General features: G+C 66.3%; 19 protein-coding genes and 1 pseudogene. 10 read left to right on the forward strand and 10 right to left on the reverse strand.

All coding sequences use genetic code 11. The annotated features are described in order from the left end of the window. Positions 1-667 precede the first annotated feature (667 nt). On the forward strand, positions 668-2,908 hold the full coding sequence (locus AB0H36_RS43235) for a LuxR C-terminal-related transcriptional regulator (protein ID WP_360537107.1): 2,241 nt from the start codon (positions 668-670) through the stop codon (positions 2,906-2,908). On the opposite strand, the gene AB0H36_RS43240 is transcribed toward AB0H36_RS43235, so the two are convergent. After that, positions 2,905-3,135 (reverse strand): hypothetical protein, encoded by a 231-nt coding sequence (locus AB0H36_RS43240; RefSeq protein ID WP_360537109.1) that lies wholly within the window; start codon positions 3,133-3,135, stop codon positions 2,905-2,907. The genes AB0H36_RS43235 and AB0H36_RS43240 overlap by 4 nt on opposite strands. Positions 3,136-3,390: 255 nt before the next feature. On the opposite strand from AB0H36_RS43240, the gene AB0H36_RS43245 reads away from it, so the two are divergent. Both AB0H36_RS43245 and AB0H36_RS43250 read left to right on the forward strand, forming a co-directional pair. Then, a complete protein-coding gene (locus AB0H36_RS43245) occupies positions 3,391-4,104 on the forward strand; it encodes a hypothetical protein (RefSeq protein WP_360537111.1) in 714 nt (237 codons plus the stop codon). A gap of 41 nt (positions 4,105-4,145) precedes the next feature. After that, a complete protein-coding gene (locus AB0H36_RS43250) occupies positions 4,146-4,730 on the forward strand; it encodes a hypothetical protein (protein WP_360537113.1) in 585 nt (194 codons plus the stop codon). A 996-nt stretch (positions 4,731-5,726) separates the two neighbouring features. Here the strand turns inward: AB0H36_RS43250 and AB0H36_RS43255 are convergent. From AB0H36_RS43255 to AB0H36_RS43270, 4 genes and pseudogenes are all read right to left on the reverse strand, one after another. Next, positions 5,727-6,572, reverse strand: a complete 846-nt coding sequence (locus AB0H36_RS43255; protein WP_360537115.1) for a DUF6339 family protein — start codon at positions 6,570-6,572, stop codon at positions 5,727-5,729. A gap of 2 nt (positions 6,573-6,574) precedes the next feature. Continuing rightward, a complete protein-coding gene (locus AB0H36_RS43260) occupies positions 6,575-7,564 on the reverse strand; it encodes a hypothetical protein (RefSeq protein WP_360537117.1) in 990 nt (329 codons plus the stop codon). Beyond that, positions 7,564-9,339, reverse strand: coding sequence for a hypothetical protein (locus AB0H36_RS43265; RefSeq protein WP_360537158.1), 1,776 nt, complete (start codon positions 9,337-9,339; stop codon positions 7,564-7,566). Before AB0H36_RS43265 ends, AB0H36_RS43260 begins: the two co-directional genes overlap by 1 nt. Positions 9,340-9,525: 186 nt before the next feature. Beyond that, positions 9,526-9,705: pseudogene (locus AB0H36_RS43270) on the reverse strand (helix-turn-helix transcriptional regulator); the annotation flags it as partial. Between the two features lie 389 nt (positions 9,706-10,094). On the opposite strand from AB0H36_RS43270, the gene AB0H36_RS43275 reads away from it, so the two are divergent. Then, on the forward strand, positions 10,095-12,305 hold the full coding sequence (locus tag AB0H36_RS43275; RefSeq protein ID WP_360537119.1) for a hypothetical protein: 2,211 nt from the start codon (positions 10,095-10,097) through the stop codon (positions 12,303-12,305). Beyond that, positions 12,305-12,700 carry a hypothetical protein gene (locus tag AB0H36_RS43280; protein ID WP_360537121.1) on the forward strand — a complete coding sequence of 132 codons (396 nt, stop codon included), beginning with the start codon at positions 12,305-12,307 and terminating at the stop codon, positions 12,698-12,700. The genes AB0H36_RS43275 and AB0H36_RS43280 overlap by 1 nt, the downstream gene beginning before the upstream one ends. Before the next feature lie 196 nt (positions 12,701-12,896). Here the strand turns inward: AB0H36_RS43280 and AB0H36_RS43285 are convergent, their stop codons facing one another. From AB0H36_RS43285 to AB0H36_RS43305, 5 genes are all read right to left on the reverse strand, one after another. Beyond that, complete coding sequence (locus AB0H36_RS43285; RefSeq protein ID WP_360537123.1) at positions 12,897-14,162, reverse strand: hypothetical protein; 1,266 nt, start codon at positions 14,160-14,162, stop codon at positions 12,897-12,899. Positions 14,163-14,319: 157 nt separating this feature from the next. Further along, positions 14,320-16,356, reverse strand: coding sequence for a hypothetical protein (locus AB0H36_RS43290; RefSeq protein ID WP_360537125.1), 2,037 nt, complete (start codon positions 16,354-16,356; stop codon positions 14,320-14,322). A gap of 225 nt (positions 16,357-16,581) precedes the next feature. Beyond that, a complete protein-coding gene (locus tag AB0H36_RS43295) occupies positions 16,582-17,124 on the reverse strand; it encodes a flavoprotein (RefSeq protein ID WP_360537127.1) in 543 nt (180 codons plus the stop codon). Then, positions 17,121-18,302: a helix-turn-helix transcriptional regulator gene (locus AB0H36_RS43300; RefSeq protein ID WP_360537154.1), complete on the reverse strand. Its 1,182-nt coding sequence runs from the start codon at positions 18,300-18,302 to the stop codon at positions 17,121-17,123. Before AB0H36_RS43300 ends, AB0H36_RS43295 begins: the two co-directional genes overlap by 4 nt. A gap of 140 nt (positions 18,303-18,442) precedes the next feature. Further along, entirely contained in the window at positions 18,443-18,679 is a 237-nt protein-coding gene (locus AB0H36_RS43305) for a hypothetical protein (protein WP_360537129.1), read from the reverse strand. Between the two features lie 174 nt (positions 18,680-18,853). On the opposite strand from AB0H36_RS43305, the gene AB0H36_RS43310 reads away from it, so the two are divergent. The 5 genes from AB0H36_RS43310 (at position 18,854) to AB0H36_RS43330 (ending at position 23,146) form a co-directional block, all read left to right on the forward strand. Then, positions 18,854-19,102 (forward strand): DUF6284 family protein, encoded by a 249-nt coding sequence (locus AB0H36_RS43310; protein WP_360537131.1) that lies wholly within the window; start codon positions 18,854-18,856, stop codon positions 19,100-19,102. Beyond that, on the forward strand, positions 19,099-19,320 hold the full coding sequence (locus AB0H36_RS43315) for a hypothetical protein (RefSeq protein ID WP_360537133.1): 222 nt from the start codon (positions 19,099-19,101) through the stop codon (positions 19,318-19,320). Before AB0H36_RS43310 ends, AB0H36_RS43315 begins: the two co-directional genes overlap by 4 nt. Continuing rightward, on the forward strand, positions 19,317-20,276 hold the full coding sequence (locus AB0H36_RS43320; RefSeq protein WP_360537135.1) for a hypothetical protein: 960 nt from the start codon (positions 19,317-19,319) through the stop codon (positions 20,274-20,276). The genes AB0H36_RS43315 and AB0H36_RS43320 overlap by 4 nt, the downstream gene beginning before the upstream one ends. Positions 20,277-20,296: 20 nt before the next feature. Next, entirely contained in the window at positions 20,297-22,567 is a 2,271-nt protein-coding gene (locus AB0H36_RS43325) for a cell division protein FtsK (RefSeq protein ID WP_360537137.1), read from the forward strand. A gap of 246 nt (positions 22,568-22,813) precedes the next feature. Continuing rightward, positions 22,814-23,146: a hypothetical protein gene (locus AB0H36_RS43330; RefSeq protein ID WP_360537139.1), complete on the forward strand. Its 333-nt coding sequence runs from the start codon at positions 22,814-22,816 to the stop codon at positions 23,144-23,146. The last annotated feature ends 16 nt before the right edge of the window (positions 23,147-23,162 follow it).

Genomic DNA, 23,162 nt, shown 5'->3' on the forward strand with positions numbered 1-23,162 from the left:
CATCAGGGGCCTCCTTCGTCGTGAAACGCGAGCAACCCCAGCATCCGCCGGGAACCCACGAGGAGCGGAGGCCCCGCTCCTTCATCGCATCAGGGGCCACTTTTGCACCTTCTGCCTTGCTCGTGGCGGGTGCAGGGTTCGACCTGCGTAGACATACGCCGACAGATTTACAGACCAGCTCGCGGGACCGAGTTACCTGCGCAAACGGGTACCACTGCATCGCCTTCGACATACCGCCGACAAACCGACCGTGAGCGACGAGCTGGACGGTCCATGAACACTTCGCTCGGATGGTCGGCTATCGAGATTTGAACTTGCGACTCCGGGTTCGTGGGCGCACGGTACTGACTCTTTCGTCCGCACGAGGCGTAGCCTGTCTATAGCCTTGGAGGGGGCGGCTTATTGGGGGTCTGGCCGATGGGCACAGGGTTCGCGCGCGCAGGGTGGTTGCGGCGACGGGGTCATTCGGCCTCATGGCCGAGAAGCTTGGAGCTGATCTGATGACTGCGCGCATGCGAAACGACCAAACCTGACCTGTGGGCTAGAGCATGCCGATTCAGCGTGTAGGCCACCTCCGGCGGTTGTTCGACCCTCGATCGTCCCGAAGGTCGCCGACGAACGAACCCCAGGCCCACAACGCTCGGTTAGCGAGCGGGGATGACTCCTGATGAGCTCGGTCCTCATCGAGAGCAAGCTCTGCTCTCCGAGACTTCGATCGGCGATTGTGCCGCGCCCGCGACTGGTCGAGGGTCTGTCCTCCGCGGAAGAGCCGATCATCGCCGTGGTCGCGCCGCCGGGGTTCGGCAAGACCACCCTGCTTGCGCGGTGGCAGTCGGTAGACGAGCGCCCGTTCGCATGGTTGTCCCTCGACGAGGATGACAACGACCCGCTCGCGTTCTGGTCACACCTTGTCGCATCGGTCGCTCGGGTCGTTCCGAACTTCGCAGACTCGGTGTTGCCTGCACTGAGCTCGCTGGGCGGGTTGGCTATCGACACGACGGTGGGGCGGATCCTCAACGAGCTGTACGCCGTGGACGTCGAGATCGTCATCGTCCTGGATGACTACCACCGGATCACGAACCGTCCGTGCCACGAAACCCTGGCGTTGTTCCTTGAACGGCTACCGCCGACCGTACGGCTGGTCATCTCGACGCGGTCGGACCCCCTGCTGCCGATGGCGCGATGGCGGGCGAATGGGCGGCTGTTGGATGTGCGAGCGGCTGAGCTCGCCTTCAACGACACCGAGGCTGCGGATGCGCTCAACCGAGTCTGGGGACTCGATCTGAGCCCCGAGTCGATCTTGGTCCTCAACGAACGCACTGAGGGTTGGCCGGTCGGACTCTACCTAGCCTTCCTCTCGCTCCGCGCCGCCCCTGATCCCGCCTTGCTCCTGTCCGACTTCGATGGGACAACCCGCCTGGTCATCGACTATCTGATGGAGGTCGTGCTCGAGCAGCAGAGCGATCAGCTTGCCGAGTTCCTCCTCGACACCTCAGTCCTCGATGGCATGTGCGGGTCACTGTGTGACGCGGTCACCGGGCGGGACGACTCGGTGAGTCTCCTCGCGCAGCTCGAGCGTGAGAATCTCTTCCTCGTCGCGCTGGACGACCACCGGAACTGGTTCCGCTACCATCACCTGTTCTCCCAGGCGCTGTATGAGGAGCTCGGCCGGAGGGACAGCGACCGGCGGACCATGCTCCACCGGCGGGCAAGGGCCTGGTTCGAGGCGAGGGGTGAGGTGAGCGCGGCGATCCGTCACGCCTTCGCCGGCGGCGATCTCGATGCGGCCGCCACGCTGGTGGCAACACATGGGACCGCATATCTCAATCTCGGGCGGCTGGCGACAGTGCGCGGCTGGCTGGAGACACTTCCGCCACCGGTCGTCGAGACCGATGCGAGGCTCCTCCTGGTCGAGGCATGGGTCTCGGGTCTCCAAGGTGATGCCGACGGCGGCATGGAGGCGCTCGCGACAGCGTCGCGCCTCGGCTACGAAGGGGAGCTCCCCGACGGATCCGGCACGGTCGAGGATGGCGCCTCGCTCGTCCGCGCGACCTTCCCGTGGTCAGACGTGGGCGCGATGCTGGCCGCCGCACGCTTCGCTCACAGCAGTCAGCGCAGGCGGGAGTCCGATTGGCAAGCCCTGGCCGCGCTCGACCTCGGCTGGGCCCTCATTCTCGCAGGCGAGCCAGAGCAGGCGCGTGAGCCGCTCCTGGAGGCCGTCGCACTGGCCTCCCGAAGCGAGCAGTGGATCGCCGGTGGCGATGCCCGGAGCCTTCTGGCCGAGGTCTCCCTCGCATCAGGAGAGCTCGAGCCGGCCGAGGCGTGGATTCGCGATGCCCTTGAGATGGCCACCGTGTTCGGCTTCGCGGACCTGCCCCATGTCGGCTCCTACCACGTGTTGGACGGCACGATCCGCAGCCGGAGGGGCGACCACCAGGAGGCGGACAGCATCATCGGCATCGGTATCGAGCAGATGCGCGGTTCGTGGGAACCCGTTCACGTCGCAGAGGCGCTGCTCGCGCGTGCGTCAGTCCAGCAAGCCCTCGGAGCACGCAGCGAGGCGCGCTCGCTGATCAGCGAGGCACGAGCCCTGATCGACGCCTGCCGCGACCCAGGCATCCTCAGTGAGCGGCTCAGGCAAGCCGCACGTGCCCTGGTGCCCGCGTACCGTCGCGGCGATCAGAACACGAGGCTCACCGAGCGTGAGCTGGACGTGCTCAGGGTGCTCGCGACCGGCGCAACCGAGCGAGAGGCTGCATCGGAGCTCTTCGTCTCGACCAGCACCATCCACTCGCACACCAAGGCGATCTACGCCAAGCTGACATGCTCGTCCCGAGACGAGGCAATCGCTCGCGCACGCGAACTCGGCCTCATTACCGACTCCGGCACACCAACCGGTTCCGCCTAGTCCGCCCGGCGCAGACTCACGAGTTCGGCGCCGTGCTCGTAGAGCCAACCGAGGACGCCTTGAAGCTTGGCCGGGTCGGCATTTTCGACTCGCAGAATCGACTCGTCACCGGCCTGCTCGACGACGACGCCTTCCAGCACCTCGGCGAACCGCTCAGTGATCTCGCCTCGCACCACGATGCGGTAGCAGACCGGGAGGCTGGAGTGGGCAGCGGAGCCTGAGTTCACCTGGAAAGCATCCACCTGGCCGCCGACCGAGTCATCATCCGTGACCTGATCTCCCCTAGGGGAACTCACGCAACGGGTGATGACTGCAGCCAAGGCGAAATCTAACGTCAACGCCGTATGAAAGGCACACACGTCGACAGCGGAAAGCAACACACCAGCGTCGTCCAACCCTCACGCATCGACTCCGCAAGGAGCGCTGCGCGGGAGCGGCGGCCACGTCGGCCGCGTCACCCGATGCGAAAAGGAGGCCAAGCAATGGCCACCCCTACAGGTCAGCCCACAGGCACTGCGGCTGACAGCTATTCCCACGTCGAGCGGATCGGCTTCGCCGTCTTCATGATCGTCGGTTCGCTCGCTGTCCTCGGCGCCACGATCATCCATCCCCCGCATGGCATCCGGGCTACGGACGGCGCGTCGTACTACCACGCCGCGTACGACCACACCACCCGGTTCTTCGTCGCGCACACGCTCTTCTTCTTGTCAGGGGTCACCCTGATTGTCGCAGTGATCGGGCTGACGCGGCTGATCCGACCCACCCACCCCAAGGCAGCCTTCTGGGGGCTGGTGCTCTCGGCCATGGGCTTCGTGGGCTGGGGCGCGTTCGACGGAATGGACTTCATGACCTACGTCGCCGGCGCGAGCAAGAGCCTGGACACGAACACGATGCAGACCTACATCGACGACGCGTTGGCGAACCAAGCGGTCGCGATCCCGACAGGCATCGTCTTCGGGATCCTCGTCGTCGGACTCATCGTGGTCTGCATCGGCGAGCACCGCGCGGGCATCCAGAACATGTTCCTCGCGCTGTTGCTGCCCATCGGCATCGTCGGCGTGCTCAGCTTCCTCCCGTATCCGCCGCTCGAGATCGCCTCCGGCCTGTGCGTGTGCGCCAGCGTCGGAACTGTCGGTGTGCGTCAACTGCGGGCGCCGGACGCGACGCGGCCGAAGCAGCGGGCGTCGGTGTCATGAGGGGCCCGCAGACCGCCTTGCCCGCCAGGGAACCGCCCACGATGGTCGACAGCGTGCCCAAGGAGGCGCGGCGAGACTCGGTCGACGCCCGGGGCCTGAGCTTGCCCGGCGGGGTCGTGGTGATCCGATGGTGGGCGGGATTCGCGTCACTCGGCGCCGGGCTCATTCACCTGACTGTCGTCTCGGAGCACGTCGCCGAGTGGTGGCCGTACGGCGCCTTCTTCGTCGTTCTCGCGGTCGCGCAGATCGCCTGGGCCGTGCAGCTCCTGGCAGACGACCTGCACCACCCGCGCCTCGTCGCGGCAGTGAACGCCGCAGTCATCGGCCTCTGGCTCGTCACCCGCACCACCGGGCTGCCCGTGGGACCCGAGCCGTGGGAGGCCGAGGCCCTGGGCACAGCCGACCTGGTCTGCAGCGGCCTAGAGGCAGTCGTCGTGGTGTTACTCATGCTCACGGCGCGGCGACCTAACGTCCAGGAGTCGACGGCTCTCACCAAGGTGCAGCTCCGCATGATCGCCGTCGGCGCGCTCGCGACGGCCGCCGTCACCGTTGCTGCCCTGGCAGCGAACCCGCCCGCCGCCGGACATGCCCCCCACTCACACAGCGCTGACTCTGTGCTGAGGTAGCCGGTCACCCGACTGCACCTCTTGGAGCTAGTGCGGGTGGGCACCGTCAACTCGTACCGGCAGCGGGGCCGTTCGCGAAGATCGGCCGCTGAAGCACCGCACTCAACGAGGAGCACGCGGATCGTGCCGGTCTGCCCCGAGCTGGTTGCACTGCGCAAGCGCCACCTGAAGGAATTCGGCACCGGTCCGCGTGGGCGTCTCTTCGTGACTCGAACTGGCCCGTTCGGGCGGGTGCCACTGAAGGCCTACTGCAACCCGTCCACCCGAACACGTCGACACGGTTCTGGGACAAGGCGCGCAAGAGGGCGCCCAGCGAAGAGCAGTACGCCGCGCCGCTCGGCCGGCGTCCGTACGACCTCCGGCATGCCTGCGTGAGTCCGGTGACAGCCGGACACTGTCGGACAGCATGAGACAGGCCCTGAGCTGCGTTTCCGCAGGTCAGGGCCTGTTTTCGGGCTGGTGGCGGGTGCAGGGTTCGAACCTGCGTAGGCATACGCCGACAGATTTACAGACCACCCTCCGCAGCGCCCTGACCTGCAAATGAGCCATTCCGGGCCAGGGTCTTGGCACGGATTCGGGATTCCCCGACCTCGGTCCCTAAGCCATGTGTGGTTACTTCCAGACTGACTTTCGATCCTCCGGTGCGGAGTCTCGGACGAACGTTCTCGGTCCGGTTCTGTAGACCCAGTCCACACCGTACTTGTGGAGCAAGTCGCGGTCCGACGATGCCGGCGGTTCGGGGAATAGTGCAGACAAGGTCGTCACAGGGCTCGATATGCAATGGACGTAGTCGAGAATCTGACCGAGCGCCTCACGCACGTAGAAGTGCCTGGCGCTGCTCTTCGCCTCCAAGTGATCAGATTCGCCGTTGTCGGCTGTGACGTGCAGATCGGTGAGCCCGACAGAGCAGCGGATCCTGCGCGCGCTGGATCGAAGGCGATTTCCCGCCCTGCGGGCCCGCCGAGCGCACTCCTGAGCGCGCTCGGCGGGCCGAAGTCAGCCGACAATCTCCTTGGGCGCCTCCGGCAGCGGAAGCCCGATCGATGTCGCGACATCGCGGAGCAGCTTCTCTACTCTGGCGACCATGTCGCTGTCCGTCGGGTCCTCGTCGGGACCCGAGGGCAGCCCGTCCCCGAGAACGACATCGCCGTCCGCTCGCTCCGAGATCCACTCCTCGATCGCGATGATGTCCGGTCCTGGCACAGGGGCGACCGCGTCGAGCTGAATCGTGGTGAGGACGTGGTCGAGGGCTGTGGAGAGCCGGTTGATCTGCTTCGAATTGAGGCTCGGCAGAATCCGGAGCGCGGCCTGCGCGGCCGCCCGGTGGTGTATGGCGTTGAGGCTGAGCCAGGTATTCGGCACGTCCTGCATCACGAAGGCGCTCTGGACAGGCCCGTAGTCGGCGCCGTCGCGGAAGAGCTCCGCGCCCCACCACAACCGAGCCAGTCCGTTGTCGCGCTCGCTGCCGATGAAACGCTTGGCCGGCGGTCCGGCAGGCTCCTCGCCCTCGGTGCTGCGACGTCCCCGCCAGCGCCACCGGACGTAGTCGGGGAACAGGTCGACGGCGAGCCAGGCCCACAATCCTCGGTCGGCCGCCTCATACCGCGTGAGTCGTAGCACGGCGTGCAGGCGAGGCGCGAGCCAGCGATCCGACGCCGCCGGATCGTCGGCGAAATCGCGCTGGACCGTAGCAAGCAGCTCGCCGACGAGATCGAGTGGGAGGTCCCGCCCGAGCTCGAGCGGCCGGTTGTACTCCTCGGTGTTTGCTACGCCATCGCCCGCCCGGAACGCGTCGGTGATCTGCGCTCGGACGGACGGCAGCAGCTTCTTGGCGTTGCTCACCGTCACTCCTCCTCTTCTAGGGTCTTGATGACGGCGCGCACGTGCTGTGTCACCTTCACAAGTCGCGACGCTGCGCCGAGCAACCGCGACTGGACGTCCTGCGCGTCCTCGCCGCTCGTGAGCGCGCGCACCGCGGCCGCGAGGGCGGCATCCGGCTCCCGGTCCGGATACATGAGCGGAAGGATGCTGCGGAGTACGTCCCGCTGCCAGTCGCCGTCCGGCCACTGCGCCTCTCCGCCGTCCTCAGACGGTCCCGCCGCCGCGAGTGCGACGTTGGCCATCGACACGATGGCCGGCGTCGCGACGAGGTCGAGGGCCGTCTCACGGACGGCGCGTTCACTGCGGGTCCGTCCGGTGCGCATGTCGAGCAGCCTGCGCAGGCCGGGAACGCGCTCGTTGAGGTAGATGACCGGGCCCTCGGGGAGCGACATGTCCACGAAGGACATCTCGTCGTGCAGCGACGGGTCGATCGGGTTCTGACCCTCGTCCGCCTTACTGAAGTCGCGCCAGATGACGGGCACCTGGCCGCCGGTGATCTCGGGGATCCGTGGCGGATGGAGGTCGACCGAAACCTCACGCGACCGGCCTAGCCAACGGTGGGGCACGTCGTCCACGGTTCCCGTGATGGTGGCGTAGATGGAGCCACGGTCGCGGATGACCATTCGGGGCAGCACCAGCGAACCGGTCCACTGGCCGCTGCCCTCGCCGCCCGACGGCTCGAGGGCGACCGTGGCGCGGAGGTTGGTCGGGCCGCAGTGCAGCGTCAGTACGACCTCGTACTGCCGCACGTCCATCGTCTCGAGCTCCTCGACCGGGACCTGCACGCGCGCATTGATCCGGGCTTCCTTCCAGCCGTCTGTCACCTCGGACAGGTCCAGCCGGTTCTCACGACCCGACAGCGGCGCCGGCTGTCCGTCGACCGTAGGGTTGCTCAGGCGCAACGTCGGGTCGGTCTCGAGCACCGGGTATGGGAATAGCGTCGTTGTCGCCATCACGCCTCCTCGCGGATCGGCTGGAACAGGAGCGTCGCCGTGGTCTGGTCGGCAGGCGCCGGGTGCGTATCGGGGTCCGTAACCCCGCGGAACATCGCCGTACGGGTCTGTGGCGAGATGACCAGCACGCCGTCGTCGCCCTTGGCGATCCCCGAACCGACCGGCTCAAGCTCGCGCCACCGCACCCGAGAACGACCGCCGCTCTCACCCAGGAAGACGAGCTGCGGCCGACCGATGAGGCGGTGACGGAGGTCGCCGCGCAGGCGCACCGCGGCCTCGACGTGCCACGCCCCCTCGTCGTCCACGCTCTTGCTGCGCACGACGATGCGGGGTGCCCGCTCGGGCGGCACGGGGTCGCCGAACTTGAAGCGCTGGGAGAGGTCGCGGGGACCGTCCGGAGCCTGCTCGGACTCGATTTGCAGAAGCCGACGCACTTCTCGGCGGATCGCAAGCTCGAAGTCGCTCAGCGCCTTCTTCGCCCCGGGAGCGTACTGCCTGCGCAGGCGTTGGGTGTACTCCCAGTCGTCGTGGCTCGGCGGCTCGGCCGCGCGCAGGAACACCTCGGCGCGCGCGTCGACCTCGTCGCCACCTGCGGCCAGTCCGGCCAGCAGAACGACCTGAAACGGCTGGGCACCCAGCGAGCCCCGGGACAAGTCGATCGTCTTGACCACCATGTTCGCCCCGCGCAGGAGCACCCCTTGCCGGAATGCGCGCCGGCTCATGTCCTCGGCCTCCTCCTCGGCAGTCGCCCTACGAACAAGGACGACCGCCTCGTGCACCAGAGCCTCATGGCGGTCCTCCCCGAGCCGGCGAGCGGGGACATGCAGGGGCACCCGCCCCGCGACCACGTCGCCGTCGCCGATGAGGAGCTCGTCGGTCTCGCCAGCTCGATACGCGCGGACCGCGGCGACGTTGGGGCCGACGGCGCGGGACTGCGCAGGATCGACGAGACGGTCGAACTCGGGCTCGACGCCGGAGTCGGGCTCATCGATCTCGACATACTGCACCCGGACCTCAAGCTGACCAGCCTCGATCGCGGGCCAGAAATGACGCTCGGCGGCGTCGGCCATCTGCTCCACCATCTCACGCGGCGGACGCGGACGATCGGCGTCGAGATCGCGCATGCCCACGATGGCGATGGTCGTCCCGGTGTCGCCAGGCGACCGGACCATGTGTAGGTCACGCAGCAGGCCGTCGCGCTCGCCGTCGGCCCAGTAGGAGATCGGCTCCCCCTCGGCCCCCTCGCGCGCGCGCCCGAGCCACATCGGTCCCGAGTATCGTTCGTCGTCTCCGAGCCGGTGGTAGACAAGCTCCGTACGCGCGAAGAAGCGACCGTGGGTGTTCCCCGTCTCGGGCTCCGGCTCGGACAGCTCGCTGGAGAACAAGACGGTCCCAAACGCAGACGCGGCGTACTGCATCGCCTTGCCGAGGCCGTAGGAGCCGCCCGCCTTCTCACTGTTCTTCTCGGAGAAGAGGTTGTCTCGGGTGAGGGCCGCGAAGTTGCCTTCCTCGGTCTCCGGTCCGAGAAGCCCGCGCGTGTTGCTGTCGCTGATCTGGAGGACCAGTAGTTCGCCAGCGTTCGCCATGCGCAGCGCCTCCTCGAGGCCACCGGCCACCTGCTGATCACCGGGCTGCTCAACGCAGGCCTCGATGTGTCGCTGGAGCTGCTCCCACTGCATCGCCTCGAGGTAGCGACGCTTGGCCTCACCCCGCAGACTCAGAAGCCGAAAACGGACGCGAACCGGGCCGTGCGGGTCCCCCAGCCACTCGTCCACCGCGTTCTGGATACCCTCCCGAACGAAGTTGCCGATGCTCGCCCGGATCGTGAACTGGTTGGCGTTGCCGCCGTCGCGGCCTCCGTCGACAGGCGCACGCCGCGCGATCCACTTGACGCTCCGTCGCGCGCGCGACCGGGCGCGACGGCGGAGCTCACCCGGCTCGGGACCGTCGCCATGCCGGAGCCAGTCCGCGTCGACGGCGAGCAGACGCGCGACACGCTGCAGCTGCTCGCCATCCGGCGTCCGCTGGCCGTTGACCCACTGCGAGACAGTGGACGGCGGCGAGCCAAGCTCCTCTGCGAGCCGCTTCTGATTCCAATCACGCGCCTCAAGCATGGCGCGGAGCCGATCGCTGAAGTCCATCCAAACACTCCCCTCGTGAAGTTCCTAGACGCCCGCGTCGCGACCGCCGCGCAAATTCACAGATCTGTGAATCATCAGCTTGGCACGCCGCCGACTCACATTCAAGTTCACGTTCTCGGGACAAGTCGGCAGTACCCGTGCTAAGGTTGTGCCTGCCGCGAGGAACACTGCGCGGGCTGTCTCACACCGGAACCTGTTCCGGTGGCCCTCAGGGGCCGGAGAGGCAGGAGTCCTCGGAGTAAGTGCTCCGTCGGAGTTCTGGCCGCTGCGTGACCATCCCAACCAGTGAGAGACGCTGTGCGGCACGCCATTGCTGCGTCGTCCTACGAGACGACCAAGCAGGGACCAGCCAACCGGGCTGGCCTGCAATGGCAGGAAGGGCCATCATCATGGCTACCTCTCCCGAGTTCATCGAACCGGAGCAGCACGACGACGCTGCAGTCCTCGACGACATCACGCTCGACATCGGCGGCGACGAGCCCCTGGTCGTTACCAACTTCGTCAGCACGCTGGAGGCGCCGACCTTCGCGAAGGACCGGAACGGACTGGTCAAGGCCGGTCTCGCGTCGCCGGCCAGCGGCCTGGATGCCGACGGTCTGCACGCCGTCGCCCGCGCCGTGACCAGTCCCGCCGCCGGCGCCGTCCTGCTCAAGAACAACCTCGCCACCAGCGAGGTCGTCGGTGCGAACGGTCTGAATATGCTTCCGAACCGGGTCTGGCTCACCGAGGTCTTCCCGGTGCTCCAGCCGCGCGCCCTGGGCTCCGCGTCAGACGTTCGACCGCCGCAGGTCAAGGGCCTGCTGGCCGAGGACGGTACGGCCGAGCCGGTCACCGTCATGACGTTCGACGACCACGACCACCTGAGCGCGACGATGAAGGAGACCGTTCGTCAGACGCTGACGATGGGTCGGGACTATGGTCCGTCGATCCTGGCGAAGCGGGTGTCGCGGCCGATCCTCACGCACGTCGCGCGACTGGAGTTCACCGACGGCAGCGAGCCGTTCCTGGTTCTGACGGGGCGCGACGGCATCACCCGGGCGGTCCGCAGCTGGGCGAACCTGCTGCCGGCCGACGCGACCCACGACGAGATCGCTACTCACATCGCCGACAACCTCCTGGCGAGCAAGGCCGGCAGTGCGGGCCGCAACGATGCGACGGCTAATCAGGCCCGCGGTCGCGAGGCCTACCAGAAGTCATTGCGCGCCGAGTTCGCAGAGGGGATGGCCGACGGCAAGCCCAACGAGAAGGCGATCCGGATCGGTCAGACCTTCACCCTGCCGGCGCAGGTGATCGTCGGGATCACGGAGCACGGCACCAGTCCCGTCGCTCCGGAGGAGCGGTTCGACGATGCCGTCCAGGCGATGATCGCCAGCGTCCACAGCGAGTTTCAGCCCTGGCACACCGCCGCGTCGGACGCGTCTGTGATCCACCGCGCGCTGCCGCGTGCAGTTCACGACAAGGCCCTGGATCCCGAGGTTGCCGACCTGGCGACCGGCCGGCTAACGGTGGCCGACGTACCGACGGTGTTCGGTGACCCGGACATCCCGGCGACCGCGCTGTGGCGGGCGGTGTACCTGATCTGCTGGCTGTGCGCTCCGACGGAGTTCAACGGCATCAAGAAGCACCTGCGGGCCCTGCTCGGCCGGGCCAGTGTTCGCAACCGGGCGTACGTCATGCACCTCCTGACGCTGATCGACCTGCCATGGCGTGCGGCCAAGAGCCACACCGAGAAGCAGACGTTCCGTGCGTGGCGCAACGGCGGGCCGATCCCGACCGAGATCCTAGGGGTTGACTGGAACCCGGTCCCGACGACCGACTTCACGGAACTGGTCCCGATCGCGCTCGACGATGACGACGAGGACCAGACGAACGCCCGGTACACCCTTCAGGTCGCTGGCGGACTGGCCCTGATCACGGACAAGCTGCTGATGGCCAACGTCGGGTCCGCGGTCGACGTCGAGAGTGTTCCGTTCCGGTCCGACGTCGACGACGTCATCTCGGGTCTGGGCGATACCGAGTACGGCCTGTGGCTGCTCGCGCATGCCGCGAACGCGTTCCAGGCCGACAAGTACGCGACGTCGGCGTACACGAAGCGCGAGCTGAACTCCAATCCGGCGTTGGTGAAGGGCGCCTACCGGGTCCCGATGCCCAGCGCGGACGACCCGTCGACTGTCGTCACGGACAACACCGGACAGCCGCGGCCACTGACGCCGTGGATCGTGGTGGAGGCCTCCGATCCTGCGCGGGCCGCGCGGGCGAAGGCCGACGAGGAAGCCGAGGCCGAAGCCAAGAAGAAGGCAAAGCCGAAGGGGACGGCCGCCGAGCGGGCCGCCGATCTGCGCAAGCGGATCAACGGCGCGCTCGCCGACAGCGTCGAGGCACTCACCCTGGTGACGGACATCGCGCAGAAGAACCCGGCCGTCGGACCGCCTCTCGGCACTTACGCCGAGTGGACGACGATGAACACGACCGCCCAGCAGATCAGCGTGCTCATCTTCTCGAACCCGTCGCCGCAGCAGGCCATGGCCGTCGGCCAGGCCGACGACACCGTCGATGAGGAGACCGACGATGATGACCTCGAGAACGAGGAGCAGGCCTGATGGGGGCGCGTCTTCTGCCAGAGCATCCACTGGCGAACTCGTGGGCAGTCATGATCGAAGCCGCCGGACCCCTTCTGCGCAAGGGACACGACGCCTGGGCGCTCTACCCGATCGGCCAATCTCGGCCGGCCGCTAGCGCGGTGCCCTCGATCCCGGGGTTCACTGTGTACGCCGTACCGGCCGGCCCCGACTGGTTGTACGTCGGCCAGACCCGGCAGCCGCTGCGTCAGCGCCTGGAACAGCACCTGCGCGACCCGTACAAGTTCTCGACATGGCCGGACGTCGTCGCCCTCGCTCTCGACGAGAAGGTCACCGGGTACGACGTCGATCGACTCGAACGCCTCGGCCACGAGATCCTCCGACCCCGAAGCGGCCGCCGGTGGGCCCGTGCCTAACGCTCGAAGCACACAATGAAATCCAGTCGGGAGCGCCGCCGCGGCGCTCCCCACTGGATTTCCTGGTACAACGACGAGCCCACGCTCGCGACCTCCCCCCGGACGCACGTACGGCGGAACAACCGCTTACGCACTCGATCAGCACGACTGTATTCCGGTTGCCTCCCCCGCCTGCGTCGCTGTAGCCGGTCCGATCTCACTGAGACCCTGCGTCGACGCTCGCCGACATATCCCGTTGCTTGTCCAGAGCGCCCCGGAACCGATGAACCCGATGCCAGGCAAAGTACTTCTCTCGCTGCCGATTCCAGGCCGGCGCGACCTGGCCATGGAAGCGGCGCAGGTCGACAGACGCGGTGTCGTCGCTGCGGAGCCGTCCCTCCTCGTCCACGGTGAGGTAGCCGTACTCGTACAACGCATCACAGCCAAGGGTGCACGCGGCCATCGCGATGTTCGACAGATCTCGTCGCTCTTTGTCAGTGCAGTCTCGGCGAGGCTTGATGTGGGCAGCCGCCAGGAGTCTCTCCGGCAGCGACACTCCACAGATCCCGCATTGGTGCAGACGGTCGGGGTCCCCTGTTCCGATTCCCAGCGCGCCGCGGAGAAACCGCTGCTCGCGACGGTAGGACCGCAGCGTCATTCCGTCGGTATCGCCGGAGAAGGTACCTGCCCAGTTGGCGTACGGCCGTGGGTCCGGCCCCAGAGGCCCTTCCAGATCAGAGTCCGGATCGTCCACGACGAACCCCATAGCTCGAAGAGGATCAGCCACAGCGCGTCTGTCTCCACGGAACGCCCCGTCCGAGGGAAGGCCTCTCAACACGCGGGCACCTCGAAGGACGGCCATCGCATCGAACTCGTCCGAATCCACGATGATCACGTACTTCTGCGCCGGACGGCCGCCGTACCGCTCCAGAAACGCGCCGCGGCCGATCCGCCGCCATTCCACGATCGCTGCACTGACGTCCGCCGCGGTGAGGCCCTCCGACACGCTTGCGCGTTTCGGCTTGTCCGCCTCCACAGCTTGGAGGACCTCCTTGACCCGGTCGAGATCCGCCTCCCCCAAGATTGCGAAAGTCATCCGGATCCGCTTCCTCTCGTTGCCACCCCTCGCGGCGGATCCGATGTTGCCCTGTGGTCGTGTAATCGCCCTACGAAGGGCATCGAAGTCGTCAATCTCCTGAAGTGGAATCGGATACTCCCACGGCTCCGGCTGAATGCGCCTATCGCTCCGTGAGAGCGCGCGAGTTCTCTGCGAGTCGACCACCGCATCCTCAAGAAACGCATTGACCAAGGACAGTCGCTCCAGCAGCGTCTTAAGGGTCACCGGGTAATCACGATTCCTCGACGCTTGAGAGCCGCTACTCCCTCCCGCACTCTCCAGAATCACATCCAGACGTTCGCCTTCACTCCCCTCTAGCGTGAACTCAGCATCGAGTAGATCGCCGTCCTCCCCAACCAGTTTCATCGATCCCTCTGCCCCTCCCGTCAGGTGGCATTCCAACGGCTTTGAATTAGTTCGCTCGGCTACAAGGCTCACGGGAGTCGCGTTCGCGAACCCCAATCGCACTGAGCCACGCGCACAGTAACGCTCGATCAGCGATGGAGGCTGGACTCACGTCCGCTCAGTCCGGGGGACCAGACAGCCAAAGGGTGTCAGCGGTAGAGTCGGCCGGCTGACCGTCCCACGACACTCGAATTGTCGTATGGTCTCCGATACGGAGGCCATCGGCTGCCCTCCTCGCCTTCTTCCGGCTGTGCCGCGTGCCCGCCTCACTCCCTGGGTTCGTTCGAAGCTGACGACGAATTGCCTTCCATTGCGAGGGTGGCACCTGAAAGACGGCACTCGTGTGTTCTTTCCACCATGGGGAATCCACCGAGAGCAACTCGTCAAGAGCTTCGATTACCTTGCGCGGAACACCAGATTGCGGGATAGGCGGGATAACTAACCCCATTTCGGGGCGCGCGAGGGCAGTGAAGTAGTTGTTCATCTCAATTGATGTCTCACTCACCATCGAGACAGTTTCGGGGGTCAGCAAAGATGGTTTCAAGCGACGCTTGCACCACTCCCCCAAGGCATCGGACTCAACCATGATCAGCGGACAACCCAGCTCAGAAATCTCGGCGCGCGTCAGACAGTAGGCTAGGAATTCACTTGGACTCCTGAGTATATCCGCCACAAGAAGCAGGTCCGAGAGTGCGACAACCCACGATGCATCTGGATCCCGGCCGAACGTCTCAGTTCGGCTGAGGTTAGTTGAGAAGGGGTCAATCCGATCGAGCGTCACAATAACTGGGAGGATTCCGACAAAGTCGTGGGTCTGCAATGCTCGGCCTTTGTCAGTCTTGAGTCCAGCTCTCGTGCCACTCAGAAACTCGACGGTACGAATGTTCTGCTCGCGCGCCTTCATGACCATGTCTTTCGCATGCTTCTCCACACGAGCGGGCGCTCCTCGCCGAGCAGGATCCGTAAAACGGCCACCCTTTGACTCGACCACCAAGGCCAGTGACGGAAGATCTGCAAGCACATCGATATCTGGGCGGGAACTGCCGCTCGGATATGTTGGATTAGCGTGCACCGATCCTGCGCCAAATATCCTGGCGAGGAGGGCATGAGGCATGGTCTCCGCTGTGCGCTGACGTGTCTTGTCGAAGGCACGCAACATCGACTCATCACTTGAGCACACCTGCGCGGCCCACTGTAGAACACAATGAAGGAAATCAACTGGGGCCGCCCACAGCCACTCGCCAGTTGATAGTGTTAAGATCGGCCGGGTACGCAAAGAATTGGTATCCGCCAGCCGACCAACACTGGCCTGGGAGCCGACTCTGGTCGACATCGCATCCACGAGCCGCGAGAATTCCTCTTCGGAAATCTCGAGTTGTTCTGCGAACAGCTCACCTTCCTCAAGCTGCAATTGCGCTCCGCCGGTCAGCGCCAGGATCGCCATATTCCCGCCGGCCCACTGCAGGAAGGCATCGCCGCCTGCCGCCTTTCCAGGCGCGGACGGATACAACCTCTCCATCTCGGCCTGCGCACCCTCAAACCGAGATTGACCGAACTGCGCCTGGAGGTCCGCGAATCGTATGCTGTCACTAAGTCGGAATCCGAGAGCATCGCGACTTGGACCATCGAGTGGATCAAGAACTGCGCTGACTATCCGCCGGACATGCTGCTCATAACCGGCCATGCGGTCAAACAGATTCTCGAATTCGATCTGATGCTGCGCTCGCCTGAGCGAGCTGTCAGCCTGCTTATCTCGCGTAAGGACCGACAGCTGGTGCTGTTTCCACTCCTGAGCAGCATGCTCGCGAAGACGCGAATCAATAGTCCACACTAGGTATGGATCGAACAGTTGATCCAACTTGGGCAGGACATCAACTTCATTTAACGTTGAGACGATGCCACCGAAGAACTCCACCATGGCATCATTACCGAAATGGTCTGGGCCGTCCGTCGTTGCGCGACGGATGGCATGAAGTACGTGCAACGCGGAGTAGAGCCGAAGCGGATCGCCTTCTAAGGCGAGCCTCTCGAGCTCTTCAACGGACTGACCGCGACTATCGCCACTATTCAGTTCCTCGGCCAACGACGTGCCGACCGTCTGCATTGCAGCGAGGTCAGGCTTGGCATAAGACGTGACTGCCCCGACGGTGCGCATCGACTCGGGCGGGATGCTTATGCCCTCACCAAGGTAATGCGGACGCCTAACACCACTGGACTTTCTGGTTTTCTTTCGCTGCCCACCCAATGCTGTTCCCCCTCTTGTCCACGACATGTCGGATTTACCGCGATGAGCCACCCAAGCCTCAGACAGGATAGGGGGTTCTGGCCTGGGCCAGTGTCCCCCGCAACTGCCAAACCTACGACCGAATCAGGGGCGCGGTCAGTCCGAGCCTTCGTCAAGGCTCGGCAAGATCCAGGCCCATTGGAAGTCGCTCGAGACCTGGTCGCCCGTCCCCGACTCAAGGGGTCGGACTGACGACGGACTGCCGTCATGAGGATCGATGATCCGGACCCCGGCGTAGCGAAGGACGGCAAGCGACGCCAACCACGCTGGGTGGCCTGCAAGGTCATGTTTCGCGAACGGGACAGCCGCCGTCGGCGTTCTGGCTCCAAGAGCCGCACACAGGATGGTCAGCGGGTAAGTGTTCGCGTTGCCGTTGGCCCAGGCGTTCAAGGAGTTGAACGTCAAAGGAGCGACGACAACGGCGTCGGCCTTGGGGGTCCGTTTGGGCTCACCTGGCTTCCGATTGCCGGTCAGGACCGGCACGCCGGCGAGATCCTGATCTGCCAGCCACGGAAGCGCCGCGTCCGTTGGGATGACGTACGGATTCCACCCACGTTCGCGGGCGGCGCGGACGCCATCACAGAGGCGAGCGGCGAGGGGGGCGCCACAGGTGACGATGTAGAGGGTGCGGTCGGTCACGCGAGGACTCCTGCGCGGGTTGCGATGGCGGTTAGGGCCGGGGTGGACTTGCGGGAGCGCTTGAGGAGTTCCCGGGCGATCGTGTGATAGCGGATCGACTCGGGAGCAACACGCTCGGCCTGCTGCAGGTGGAGGATCGCTTCTATGTCCTTCTTGGCCTGAGCCTGTGCCCATGCGAGGTCGAGATGTAGGCGCGAGCGCCGGCCCTGGAGTCCCGCCGGCATGGCTTCAGTGTCGATCTCAGTTGCTACACGCAGCACGCCCGAGGGATCTCCGAACTCGGCCGCGACGGAGGCCCGGTGGATCAGGACGTTGGTTGGGCCGAAGGCTGTCCACCAGTGGTTGCCGTCGTGAGCGAGGAGATCTCCGAGGCGGGCCGCCGCCGTCAGCCGCTCTGTGGATGCCGCGCGGTCGGAGCGTCGAGCGGCGACCACCGAGGAGATGAGCCAGAGTGCTCCCGCAAGCGAGACGGCGTCAGGAGCGTCGGAGGTCGCGAGCGACATCAGACCTTCTGCCGAACGGACGGCCACGTGTTCGGCGTCGTCTGTTTGCTGGCTGCGGAGTAATGCGATCACAACCTGATAGGCAGCCATGCCCTGTGCCGTCGGAGATTCGGCAGCTAGGGCGGCGTGGGTCGCGCGGTCGGCCGCGAGCCAACCGAGCTGGTGCTCACCAACCTTGGTGAGCAGCTTGGCGGCAGCTGTGTAGACCGAACATCGCGCCAAGTGCGTCTCGCGTCCGTCGCGCCCTTGATACCCGTCGTACGCGTCGGCGGCTTGGATGAGGTCTGGGAGCATTGCGGTCGCGTGCTTGTACTTCGCCGCCTGGTACGCCTGGTTGACCTGGACTGCGCCGTTGCGCAGCTGCGGTAGTGGCCAAGGAGTCGTCGGCTCGCCCAAAAGATGGTGGTAGCTGGCGAACTGGCTGCGTACGGCGTCAACCGCCGTCACATGCTCTGGAGCGCCAGGGGCAAGGATCCAGTCGCGTCCGATCAGGTCGGCCACGTCGATCCGTAGGGCGGTTGCTAGGTCGTTCAGGGTGGACAGTCGATCGACACCACGAATGCCTCGCTCGACCTGCGACAACCAGGAGCGCGACATTCCGATGAGTCCCGCCAGGGCAACTTGCGACATGCCGCGTCGCTTGCGATAGGCCCCGATGCGCTCACCTACGTGCATCTGCACTTCCCCTCGTTGATGTGGTCCCTCTAGTCAACCGCCGATTAGCCCAAACAATGCGCACAAAAGTGCGCAGCCTGCCGGGTGCACATCAATCGATCGTTTCGCCGTGACGCTGGACGCATGAACGAGCCGACCACTCAAGAGCTCACCCGCTTAGGCCCCGGCGTCGCCGGCGGGACGCCTTCCGCGCGGGCAACCCTGCGGATGTACGCCGCCGTGAACGGCGACAACCGTTCGACCTCTGTAGGCGGCACGCCACCACGGAGCGCCGCCAGGACGGCCGCCAGCATCTCGGTCCGGGATTGCTCGTGCGCAGCCTCGGTCTCGCGGTACCGCAGCGTCGCCGACTTCAGCTCGTCGCGTAGATCAGTCACCAATCCAGGGTATCGCACCTCGCTTGCGCAACTATCCATGAAGCGATACCGTGGTGCGCACCTTAGTTTCGCTTCATGTTCTGGTCAGGCCCGACAGAGCGACGCCCCGGCGGGTGCAACCGCCGAGGCGTCAGGGCCGGTCCAGTCCCTTCACGAACAGGAGCACACAACCCAATGAGCATCATCCACCTGTCGGCCGTCGCTAGCCAGGAGCCTTCGGCAGCGGACCTGGCCGGCATCGAGCGGGAGTGGCCGCTGATCGCGGCCGAGCTGGATCTGTTGGACGCGCAGATTGCGTTCATCAACGCCGGTCCGTACGCGTCTGAGCTGGAGACGCGCCGGATTCGGCGCGCGGAGCGCCGAGTGCTGGAAGTTGGCCGGGAGCTGGCCGACCGCGATCCGGAGAGCGAGGGCGCGGCATGAGCGCCGTTATCGAGATGCCCCCGCCGGATCTCGTCCGGGTCGATCTGGGCTGGTGGAAGTGTGCCGGCTACGACCTCGTGCAGGTTGTCTCTCCCCGTACGGCGCTGGGAACGGCGTGGATCGCCTGGCACGGCGATCACGTCTTGCACACCGCCGACACACTGCCCCGCGCGGGCGGCTGGGTCGCCAATCACCTCAACGCAGGTGCGACGCGATGACTACGCCCGAGATGGTTGTGGCTGGCAACAGTCAGCTGGAGATGAAGCAGACCGCGGTGGACAAGCTGCGGGCATCAGCCTCCGAGGCATCACAGGTGCGTGCTCTGTCCACTCACCCGGACGTGGTGGCGCTGCGGGTTGAGTCGGTGCGGACGCAGGTCGACCGGTGCATGTGGGTCGGGATCGTGCTCGGGTTGGCGTTCACGATGGTCAACGTTCAGGCGTTCGCCGCGCAGGGCGCCGTGTTGTGGTCGCTACCGTGGTTCGCGGCCTGGCTGCTGGACCCGATGGTGTCGCTGGTGCTGATCGCGGTCCTGCGGGCTGAGCAGATCACCGCCCGGTACCAGGTGAGCGACCACACGAAGTGGATCGGTCGGACGAAGCGGTTCGCGTTCGCGGCGACGTACGCGATGAACACGTGGGCGTCGTTCCGGCACGGCGACCTGGCAGGGATCGTGCTGCACTCGGTGCCGCCGCTGCTGGTGTTCTGCGCGGCCGAGACCGCGCCGGTGCTGCGGGACCGGCTGACCGAGGCCGTGCTGCGCGCCGAGCGAGCGGCGGCCCTGGCGGCCCCGGGAAGCGCATCTCACCGCCTCGACGCTGCCCGGGACACACCTGAGCAGGCTGCCCCTATCGAGAGCCCGGAGAAGCCCGCCGAGGCGATCGAGGCCGCTCCGGCAGTGAAGGCCCAACCCAAGCCCTCCCGCACCCGCAGAACGCCCGCCAAAACCGGGCGGAAGCTACTCGCCGACTACGTGACCGAAGCTCTGGCGGCGATTGAGCCGGGAACGGCGGCCGACGAGATCACGCCGGCGTGGGCGCGGCACACGACCGGTTGCTCAACCGGCCTGTCCGCGAAGGTTGCGGCGGCTGTCCGCGACGAGCTGACCACCGCCCCTCAGACGAGCACGAATGACACGGACGCGCGGGGCGAGACCGCCCGCGTCGCGGCCTGAACCGACAGGAGCGAGACGGCATGTACAACGTGCACAAGCTTCACCCCGACCACGACCACAACGACACCGTGCAGAACTCGGTGCAAGACGACGTGCAGGACGTTGCTCAGGGCATCGTTCACGAGTCCGCCGAACGTGTCGACGCCACCGATGAGGTGGTCGACCCGGAGGTGATCGAGGGCGAGATCCTGTCCGATGAGGAGTCGGCCGAACTCGATCAGCGCCTGGCGAACCGTGGCGCGCTGGTACGGCGCGCGGTGACAACCACACAGGTGGTAGCGCGAGCCTCGAAGACGGTCGCGACGCACGACAAGACCAAGACCGCGGGCAAGGTGGTGCTGCGGGAGTCGTTCATGGTCGTGCAGGGCCTGGAGTCGTGGGCGAAACGAGCCTGGGACGCGTCCACGATGGGTGTCTACCGGCGCCAGATCAAGGCCGCTGAGGCGGTCGGTGACCGCGAGGAGCTGAAGCAGTGGACCGACCGCAAGGAGGCCGCGACCGACCGCCGGCACAAGCGCCTGATGGACCTGCCGAAACTCGCGTGGGGCGTCCTGAAGGTCTCTGTGGCGATGACGATCGGGGTGCCGTTCCTGGTGCTGCTGATCGCGATCCTCACGAAGGCGACCGGGCACGGATCGTTCACCGGCGTGTGGCTCGGGTTCTTCGCGTTCATCGGGTTCCTGATCGCGGCCGGCGCCCTCGTCTGGTCCGGAGTGTCGATCGCCGCACCGTTCCTGATCGTGATCGCCGCCTGGCGCGAGGGCAAGCGCCGCGCCGAGCCGCCCGCGTGGCTGGTCACCACCGCCGACACCGAGTGGGACGCGACGATCGATGAAACCACGATCGCACGGGCGCTGGAGGCGCTGCGCATCCCGGCCATCACGCAGTACCTGAAGGCCGGTCTGAAGCTGCAGTTCATCACCCCCGCGAGGGTGGACGGGCGCGGCACGCACGCGGTCGTGCGGCTGCCCGCCGGTGTCACGGCGGACAAGATCGCGCGCCGTCGTGGTGACCTGGCCACCGGTCTGCACCGGGCGGCCAAGGAGGTGTGGCCGACCACCGGCGCCGAGGCCGGGATCATGGATCTGTGGATCGCGGACAAGGGCGCGCTGACCGAGGGCGCGGGCGAGTACCCGCTGATCGGTGGCGGTCTGGTGGACGTGTTCAAGGGAGTCCCCGCCGGGAAGACGCTGCGCGGTGACGCGCTGACCGCGCCGGTCATGGAACGCAACACGATCACCGGCGGCATGCCGGGTCAGGGCAAGTCGAGTGCGGCGCGGGCGATCATGATCGGCTGCGCGCTCGACCCGACCGCCGAGCTGCGGATCTGGGTGCCGGACGTGAACTACGACTTCGAGGTGTTCAAGCCCCGCTGTTCGAGCTACATCATGGGCGCCGACGACGATTCCATGAAAGCCATCCGCGACCAGCTCGTGAACGTTCATGAAGAGGTCCAGCGACGCGGCGAACTCCTGCTCCGCTACGAGGTCCCGTCCGTCACCCGTGAACTCGCCAACGCCGGGGTCGGTCTGCACCCACTGGTGTGCCTGCTGGAGGAGGCGCACGTGGCGATCCAGCACGGCACCTACGGCAAGGAGATCGCGCAACTGCTGGTCGACATCGTGAAGCTCGGACGCAAGCGCGGCATCCACATGATCGTGTCCACGCAGGCACCCACGAAGGACTCCATGCCGCGCGACGTGACCCGCAACTGCTCCAACGGGATCGCGTTCGCGGTCGGCGACCACGTCGCCAACGACGCCCTACTCGGACAGGGCGCGTACAGCGCCGGCCACCGGGCGACCGAGCTGATCCCCGGCACCGACAAGGGCACCGCGGTCGTGAAGGGATTCACCGGGGAGCGGTCGGAGATGCTGCAGTGGTACTACCTCGACGTTGCCAAGGGCAATGACCAGGTCACGCCCCTGATCCAGCGGTCCCTGGACGCGATCGCCAAGCTCGGCAAGAGCGTCCCAAACTCGCGGCCGGTGGAGATCAAGACCCGCGATCTGCTGGCCGACCTGGACGAAGTCCTCGGCGACGACCCGCGCCCGATCGCGGACGTGCCTGCCCTGCTCAAGCGGCTCGCCCCGACCTGGACGCCGTACCAGGGACTGACCGGCAAGGCGCTGCGCGAGCTGCTGGACCGCGAGCACGGCATCAAGGTCCCCTCGACCGGGAACCGCTACCCGCTCGACCCGACTACCGTCCGTGACGCAATTGTGCGCCGCGAGCAGAGCGCCGGCGATGACACCGACAGCGGAGAGGACGCCGGTGACCTGGCGAGTTAGCCCACGCTCGGGTCGGAAACCGCCCCGACACCGGCTCTGACCAGCGGTTTCCGGCCCCCGGTTAACTCGGTTCACTCGCTAACTTTCCGCAGGTCACGGCCGCACTAGCCCCGTCCAGCGCTCGGAGTTAGGAACCTAACCCGATACCCGGCACCTAACCGTCCGACCTCACCCAATCAGGCAGGCCACATCACGGCCACTGCCTTGGCTCGTCACACCCTCACGCGACTACAGAAAGTGACTATGATGTCTGATCCTGTCCACGCGGTCGTGCTCGGCGGCTCCGGGCTGATCCTCACCGCGACCGCCACGATCGCCGACGCGGCCGGCAAGGCCGACGCCCTCAGCCGCCCCGAACGCATCGCGGTCCTGGTCATCGCCGGACTCGTGCTCACCGGTCTCTACCTGCTGGCCTGTGCGGTCTGGCCCTACGCGAACTGCGACCGCTGCGACGGAGACGGCAAGTCCCGGTCCCCGTCCGGCAAGAGGTTCCGCAACTGCCCTCGCTGCAAGGGCAAGGGCCGCCGCGAACGCATCGGCCGCCGCCTGCTCAACCACACCAACCACAGGAACCGGTGACGAGAGGAGAACGCCG

It is taken from the genome of Kribbella sp. NPDC050820, from assembly GCF_040653975.1.
In the GTDB taxonomy this organism is placed as follows: Bacteria; Actinomycetota; Actinomycetes; order Propionibacteriales; family Kribbellaceae; genus Kribbella.